The following is a 6,802-nucleotide window of genomic DNA, read 5'->3' on the forward strand; positions in this document are numbered from 1 at the left end:
AATATCGGCTCCATCGACATTGTTTTCGGCGAGATCGACCGATGAGCGACAGCCCCGCAGAACCCGCCGTCTTCGCTTTCACCGAGGAAAGCGCCGAACAGGCCCGCGCCTTCATCGCCCGCTATCCCGCCGGACGGCAGCAGAGCGCGGTGATGCCGCTGCTTGACATCGCCCAGCGTCAGGAAGGCTGGGTCAGCCGTGCCGCGATCGAAGTGATTGCCGAGATGTTGGCGATGGCCCCGATTCAGGTCGAGGAAGTCGCCACCTTCTACACGATGTACAACCGCCGCCCGGTCGGGAAGTTCCACGTCCAGATCTGTACCAACCTGCCCTGCATGTTGCGCGGCTCGGACGCGGTGCTGGACTCGGTGCGCGAGACGCTGGAGATCGGCATCGGCGAGACCACGGCCGATGGCCTGTTCACTCTGTCCGAGGCGGAATGTCTGGGCGCGTGCGTCAACGCTCCGGTGATCCAAATCAACGACGATTATTACGAGGACCTTGATCCCGCCAGCACCCGTGCGGTGCTGGAGGCGCTGCGGCGCGGCGACACTCCGAAGGCGGGATCGCAGACCGGCCGTCAGACCTCGTGCCCCGCCGGGGGGCCGACCACCCTGACGTCCCCCGCCGCAACGACGGAGAGTGCGTGATGCTGCGCGACCGCGACAGAATCTTCACCAATCTCTATGGCTTCCACGACTGGCGGCTGAAGGGCGCGCAGGCGCGTGGCGATTGGGCTGGCACCCGTGACCTGCTGGCTAAGGGCCGTGACTGGATCATCGAGGAAATGAAGACCTCGGGGCTGCGCGGACGCGGCGGCGCCGGGTTCCCCACCGGGGTCAAATGGTCGTTCATGCCCAAGGTCGAGGGTGACCGCCCGCATTATCTCGTCATCAACGCCGACGAGGGCGAGCCCGGTACCTGCAAGGACCGCGACATCATCCGCCACGAGCCGCACAAGCTGGTCGAGGGCGCGCTGATCGCCGGTTTCGCGATCGGGGCTCGGGTCGGCTACATCTATATCCGTGGCGAGTTCGTTCGCGAGGCTCAGAACCTTCAGGCCGCGATCGACGAAGCCCGCGTCGCCGGACTGATCGGCTCCAACGCCTGCGGATCGGGCTGGCCGTTCGAGCTTTACGTCCATCGCGGCGCCGGGGCCTATATCTGCGGCGAGGAATCCGCCCTGATCGAAAGCCTGGAGGGCAAGAAGGGTCAGCCGCGTCTGAAGCCCCCCTTCCCCGCCGGTGTCGGTCTTTACGGGTGCCCGACCACCGTCAACAACGTCGAATCGATCGCTGTAGCTCCGACGATCCTGCGCCGGAGCGGGGCGTGGTTCGCCGCGCTGGGACGGCCGAAGAACAGCGGGACCAAGGTGTTCTGCATCTCGGGCCACGTCAACAATCCCTGCAACGTCGAAGAGGAAATGGGCATTCCTCTGCGCGAGTTGATCGAGACTCATGCGGGCGGCGTGCGCGGCGGCTGGGACAATCTGCTGGCGGTGATCCCCGGCGGCTCGTCGGTTCCGGTGCTGACCAAGGACATCTGCGACACCGTATTGATGGATTTCGACAGTCTGCGCGATGTCCGCTCCGGCCTCGGCACCGCTGCGGTGATCGTGATGGACAAATCGACCGATATCGTCCGCGCCATCGCCCGCCTGTCGAAATTCTATGCCCACGAAAGTTGTGGCCAGTGCACGCCGTGCCGCGAAGGCACCGGCTGGCTGGCCCGGATCATGGCGCGGATGGTCACCGGCGATGCCGAACCGCACGAGATCGAGCGGCTGGACCAATTGACCCGCCAGATCGAAGGACACACTATCTGTGCGCTGGGCGATGCCGCTGCTTGGCCGATCCAGGGACTGATCCGCGCCTTCCGCCCCGAGCTGGAGCGCCGCATTGCGGACCGCCAGGCTCAGGGCCGGGCCGCTTGAGGACGGAATGAACACATGCCCAAGCTGACCATCGACGGCAGGGAAATCGACGTCGAGCCCGGAACCACGATTCTTCAGGCGGCGGATCGTCTGGGGATCGAGATTCCGCGATTCTGCTATCACGAACGCCTCGCGATCGCCGGAAATTGCCGGATGTGCTTGGTCGAGGTCGAGAAAGTGCCGAAGCCGGTCGCCTCGTGCGCGATGCCGGCCGCTGAGGGTATGGTGGTGCGGACCGATACCGCCGTGGTGCGCAAGGCGCGCCAGGGCGTGATGGAATTCCTGCTGGTCAACCATCCGCTCGATTGTCCGATCTGCGATCAGGGGGGCGAATGCGACCTTCAGGATCAGGCGATGGCCTATGGCTCGGATCGCAGCCGCTATGAGGAACCCAAGCGGGCCCAGCCGGACAAGGATTACGGGCCGCTGATCGCGACCCACATGACCCGGTGCATTCAGTGCACCCGCTGCATCCGCTTTGCCGCCGAAATCGCCGGAACCCCGGTGCTGGGCGGTCTCGGCCGCGGCGAACATCTGGAAGTGACCCGCTATGTCGGCCAGACGGTGTCGTCGGAACTGTCGGGCAATCTGATCGATCTGTGCCCGGTCGGCGCGCTGACCAACAAGCCCGCCGCCTACCGCTATCGCTCGTGGGAGCTGCGCCGCACCGAAACCATCGATGCGATGGACGGGCTGGGCGCGGCGATTCGGGTCGATTCACGCGGCAACGAAGTGATCCGGGTGCTGCCCCGGATCAACGAGGACATCAACGAGGAATGGCTGGGCGACCGCTCGCGCTTTGCCTGTGACGGGCTGAAGCGGCAGCGGCTCGACCGCCCCTATATCCGCAAGAACGGCAAGCTGACGCCTGCAACCTGGCCCGAGGCCTTTGCCACGATCGCCGCCCGGCTGAAGGATCTGGCGGGCGACGAGATCGCCGCGATCGCGGGCGATCAGGCCGATGCCGAAACGATGGCCGCGACCAAGGATCTGCTGACCGCGCTGGGATCGACCCATCTCGATTGCCGCCAGGATGGCGCCGCGCTCGACCCCACCGTCCGCGCCTCCTATCTGTTCAACAGCACCATCGCCGGGATCGAGCAGGCCGACGCCCTGCTGCTGATCGGCACCAATCCCCGGATCGAGGCCCCGGTGCTGAACGCCCGGCTGCGCAAGCGCTGGCTCGAGCATGGGCTTTCCGCCGCCGCGATCGGACCGAAGGCCGACCTGACCTTCGCCCATGACTGGCTGGGGGACTCGCCTGCCCTGCTCGCCGAGCTGGCCGACGGGCGGCATCCCTTCCTCGCCACCCTGAAGGCGGCCAAGAATCCGGCCCTGATTATCGGGCAAGGCGCGCTGGCCCGCGACGATGGCACGGTTCTGCTCGGTCTGGCGCGGCGGATCGCCGAAGCCACCGGGATGGTCCGCGAGGATTGGAACGGCTTCAACGTCCTGCACACCGCCGCGGCGCGGGTCGGCGGCCTCGATCTCGGCTTCGTGCCGGGGCCGGGTGGCCGCGACACCAACGCGATCGTCGCCGGAGCCGCTTCGGGCGCGGTCAAGGTGCTGTTCCTGCTGGGAGCCGACGAGATCGAAATGGGTGCCCTGGGTGACGCCTTCGTCGTTTATCTCGGCAGCCATGGCGACGCCGGAGCCCATCGCGCCGATGTGATCCTGCCCGGTGCCGCCTATACCGAAAAGGACGCCACCTTCGTCAATACCGAAGGCCGGGTCCAGCGCACCCGCCGCGCGGTGTTCCCGCCCGGCGAGGCCAAGGAAGATTGGCGGATCATCCGGGCGCTGTCCGAGGTGGTGGGCCACACCCTGCCGTTTGACTCGCTCGATCAGGTGCGGGCGCGTCTTGTCACGCTCAATCCGCTGTTCGGCCATCCGGGCAGCCTGGAGCGCGCGCTGTGGCAGCCGTTCGGCCGCGCTGGCGCGACCAGCGACCGGCCGCTCGCCTCGATCCTCGACAGTTATTACATGACCGATCCGATCAGCCGCGCCTCCTCCACCATGGCCGCCTGCATTGCGGCGTTCGGTGGCGGCTGCAACCACCATAGCCATAGGGCGGGACACCATGCTTGACCTCGTGGCCGCACTGTTTCCGCCGGTTTTGTGGACGCTGATCGTCATCGTCGGGAAGATCATCGCGATCTTCCTGCCGGTGCTGGTCGTGATGGCCTATCTGGTCTATGCCGAGCGCAAGGTGATCGGCTCGATGCACCTGCGCAAGGGACCGAACGTGGTCGGCCCGCTCGGGCTGCTCCAGCCCTTTGCCGACGGCATCAAGCTGTTTTTCAAGGAAACCGTGCTGCCGACCAACGCGAACCGGGCGATTTACCTGTTCGCGCCGATGATCACCTTCATCGTGTCGCTGGTGGTGTGGGCGGTGATTCCGTTCGGCGACGGGCTGGTGCTGGCTGACATCAATGTCGGCATCCTCTACGTCTTTGCAGTGTCGAGCCTGGGCGTCTATGGCGTGGTGATGGCCGGATGGGCCTCGAACTCGCGCTATGCCTTCCTGGGCGCGCTGCGCTCGGCGGCGCAGATGGTGTCCTACGAAGTCTCGATTGGCCTGATCCTGGTGTCGGTGCTGCTGACCGCCGGATCGCTGAACATGTCCGCGATCGTCCGCGCCCAGGAGGGGATGTGGTTCGTTCTGCCCCACCTGCCGCTGTTCGTGCTGTTCATCGCCTCGGGACTGGCCGAAACCAACCGCTCGCCGTTCGATCTGCCCGAATGCGAATCCGAGCTGGTGGCGGGCTATAACGTCGAATATTCGGCAATGCCATTCGCACTGTTCTACCTGGGCGAATATATCAATATGCTGGTCGTCGGCGCGATGACCTCGATCCTGTTCCTGGGCGGCTGGCTGGCCCCGTTTGGCTGGACCTTCCTGCCAGGGCCGGTATGGTTCTTCGCCAAGGTCTGCCTGGTGATGTTCATCTTCATCTGGGTCCGGGCGACCTTCCCGCGTTATCGCTACGACCAGCTGATGCGGCTGGGGTGGAAGGTGTTCCTTCCCTTCTCGCTGATCTGGGTTGTTTTGACCGCCGGCACGCTGCTCGCCCTCGGGCGGTTGCCGGGGCAGGGATAGGAGAGCCCGAACGATGTCGTTCATTGACCGCACCGCGCGCGCCTTCCTGCTGATCGAGCTGTTCCACGGCCTGTCGGTAACCTTCCGTTACCTGTTCAAGCCCAAGGTGACGATCAATTACCCGTATGAGAAAGGCTTTCTCAGCACCCGGTTTCGCGGCGAACACGCTTTGCGCCGTTATCCCAACGGTGAAGAACGCTGCATCGCCTGTAAATTGTGCGAAGCGGTCTGCCCGGCCCAGGCGATCACGATCGAGGCCGAGCCCCGCGAAGACGGATCGCGGCGCACTCTGCGCTACGATATCGACATGACCAAATGCATCTATTGCGGGTTGTGCCAGGAGGCCTGCCCGGTGGATGCGATCGTCGAGGGTCCAAATTTTGAATATGCCACCGAGACCCGGTCGGAACTGATGTACAACAAGGCTAAACTTCTCGCCAACGGTGATCGCTGGGAGGCCGAACTGGCCTTCCGTCTTTCCGCCGAAGCTCCCTATCGCTGAAGGGGGGAAACCCGGAATGTCGACGGCGTTGATTTTTTATCTCTTTGCAGGGCTGACGGTTGCGAGCGGCGCGATGGTCGTCTCTGCCCGCAATCCGGTTCATTCTGTTTTGTGGCTGATCCTGTGCTTCTTTAATACAGCGGGGTTGTTTCTGCTGCTCGGAGCCGAATTCCTGGCGATGGTCCTGGTCATCGTCTATGTCGGCGCGGTGGCGGTGCTGTTCCTGTTCGTGGTGATGATGCTGGACGTCAACCGGGCCGAATTGCGCGCCGGATTCCTGCATTACCTGCCACTCGGCGGATTGGTGGGGGCCGTTCTGCTGGGCGAATTGGTAACGGTGGCTTTTGCCTGGAATCCGACCGAATCGACGGCGGCGCTGACCCGCGCTCCCTTCCCCGATCCGCTCCAGGTGACCAATACCCAGGCGCTGGGACGGCTGATTTATACCGATTACATCTTCCTGTTCCAGACGGCGGGGCTGATCCTGCTGGTGGCGATGATCGGCGCGATCTTGCTGACCCATCGCCGCCGTACCGGGGTCCGCCGCCAGACGATCGCCGATCAGGTCGATCGCTCGCCGCGTTCGGTCGAATTGCGTAAGGTCCAATCAGGACGGGGGCTTTGACCGCGATGCTAGAAATCGGCCTCTCCCATTATCTGACCGTGGCGGCGATCCTGTTCACCTTGGGGGTGGTCGGAATCTTTCTCAACCGCAAGAACGTCATCATCATCATGATGTCGATCGAGCTGATTCTGCTCGCGGTCAACCTCAATCTGGTGGCGTTTTCGTCGGCCCTGCACGATCTGGTCGGGCAGGTGCTGGCGATGTTCGTGCTGACGGTGGCTGCCGCCGAAGCCGCCATCGGACTTGCCATCATCGTTGTCTTCTTCCGCAGCCGCGGCACCATCGCGGTCGAGGACATCAGCCAGCTCAAGGGATAGCCGTCAGATGACCGTCATCGCCACCGTTTTCCTGCCGCTGCTGGGGGCCGTTGCCGCCGGCCTGTTCGGCCGCGTCATTGGCGCGCGGGGTTCCCAGATCATCACCACCGGCCTGTTGGTGATGGCGGCGGTCTCGGCTGCCCTGGTGTTCGACCGGGTGGCGCTGGGCGGCCAGACCGAAACCGTGATCCTGGCCGACTGGATCAAGTCGGGCGGGCTGGAGCTGTCCTGGGCCCTGAAGATCGACACCCTGACGGCGGTGATGCTGGTGGTGGTGACCTGGGTCTCGGCTGCGGTCCATCTCTATTCGATCGGCTATATGGCC

At 64.5% G+C, this 6,802-nt stretch carries 7 protein-coding genes and 1 pseudogene; all 8 read left to right on the forward strand.

The annotated features are described in order from the left end of the window. The first annotated feature begins 41 nt into the window (after positions 1-41). Positions 42-650 (forward strand): NADH-quinone oxidoreductase subunit NuoE, encoded by a 609-nt coding sequence (gene nuoE, locus K678_RS16490; RefSeq protein ID WP_021133620.1) that lies wholly within the window; start codon positions 42-44, stop codon positions 648-650. Continuing rightward, entirely contained in the window at positions 650-1,933 is a 1,284-nt protein-coding gene (gene nuoF, locus K678_RS16495) for an NADH-quinone oxidoreductase subunit NuoF (protein WP_021133621.1), read from the forward strand. Before nuoE ends, nuoF begins: the two co-directional genes overlap by 1 nt. Before the next feature lie 15 nt (positions 1,934-1,948). Further along, positions 1,949-4,021, forward strand: a complete 2,073-nt coding sequence (gene nuoG, locus K678_RS16500; RefSeq protein ID WP_021133622.1) for an NADH-quinone oxidoreductase subunit NuoG — start codon at positions 1,949-1,951, stop codon at positions 4,019-4,021. A gap of 4 nt (positions 4,022-4,025) precedes the next feature. Then, entirely contained in the window at positions 4,026-5,033 is a 1,008-nt protein-coding gene (nuoH, locus tag K678_RS16505) for an NADH-quinone oxidoreductase subunit NuoH (RefSeq protein ID WP_414533333.1), read from the forward strand. 13 nt (positions 5,034-5,046) lie between these two features. Next, positions 5,047-5,535: an NADH-quinone oxidoreductase subunit NuoI gene (nuoI, locus tag K678_RS16510; RefSeq protein ID WP_021133624.1), complete on the forward strand. Its 489-nt coding sequence runs from the start codon at positions 5,047-5,049 to the stop codon at positions 5,533-5,535. 16 nt (positions 5,536-5,551) lie between these two features. Further along, the gene (locus K678_RS16515; protein ID WP_021133625.1) at positions 5,552-6,160 is read left to right on the forward strand and encodes an NADH-quinone oxidoreductase subunit J; all 609 of its coding nucleotides are present in this window, start codon (positions 5,552-5,554) and stop codon (positions 6,158-6,160) included. Between the two features lie 5 nt (positions 6,161-6,165). Continuing rightward, positions 6,166-6,477 carry an NADH-quinone oxidoreductase subunit NuoK gene (gene nuoK, locus K678_RS16520; protein WP_021133626.1) on the forward strand — a complete coding sequence of 104 codons (312 nt, stop codon included), beginning with the start codon at positions 6,166-6,168 and terminating at the stop codon, positions 6,475-6,477. A gap of 7 nt (positions 6,478-6,484) precedes the next feature. Beyond that, positions 6,485-6,802, forward strand: a pseudogene (locus K678_RS16525) (NADH-quinone oxidoreductase subunit L); the annotation flags it as partial.

Source organism: Magnetospirillum fulvum MGU-K5 (assembly GCF_000442515.1).
GTDB classification, from domain to species: Bacteria; Pseudomonadota; Alphaproteobacteria; order Rhodospirillales; family Magnetospirillaceae; genus Phaeospirillum; species Phaeospirillum fulvum_B.

Bases quoted from the DNA above. Each gene is read 5' to 3' on its own strand.
- nuoE (WP_021133620.1), top strand. From the start codon at position 42: ATGAGCGACAGCCCCGCAGAACCCGCCGTCTTCGCTTTCACCGAGGAA.
- K678_RS16515 (WP_021133625.1), top strand. From the start codon at position 5,552: ATGTCGACGGCGTTGATTTTTTATCTCTTTGCAGGGCTGACGGTTGCG.
- nuoG (WP_021133622.1), top strand. From the start codon at position 1,949: ATGCCCAAGCTGACCATCGACGGCAGGGAAATCGACGTCGAGCCCGGA.
- nuoF (WP_021133621.1), top strand. From the start codon at position 650: ATGCTGCGCGACCGCGACAGAATCTTCACCAATCTCTATGGCTTCCAC.
- nuoK (WP_021133626.1), top strand. From the start codon at position 6,166: ATGCTAGAAATCGGCCTCTCCCATTATCTGACCGTGGCGGCGATCCTG.
- nuoI (WP_021133624.1), top strand. From the start codon at position 5,047: ATGTCGTTCATTGACCGCACCGCGCGCGCCTTCCTGCTGATCGAGCTG.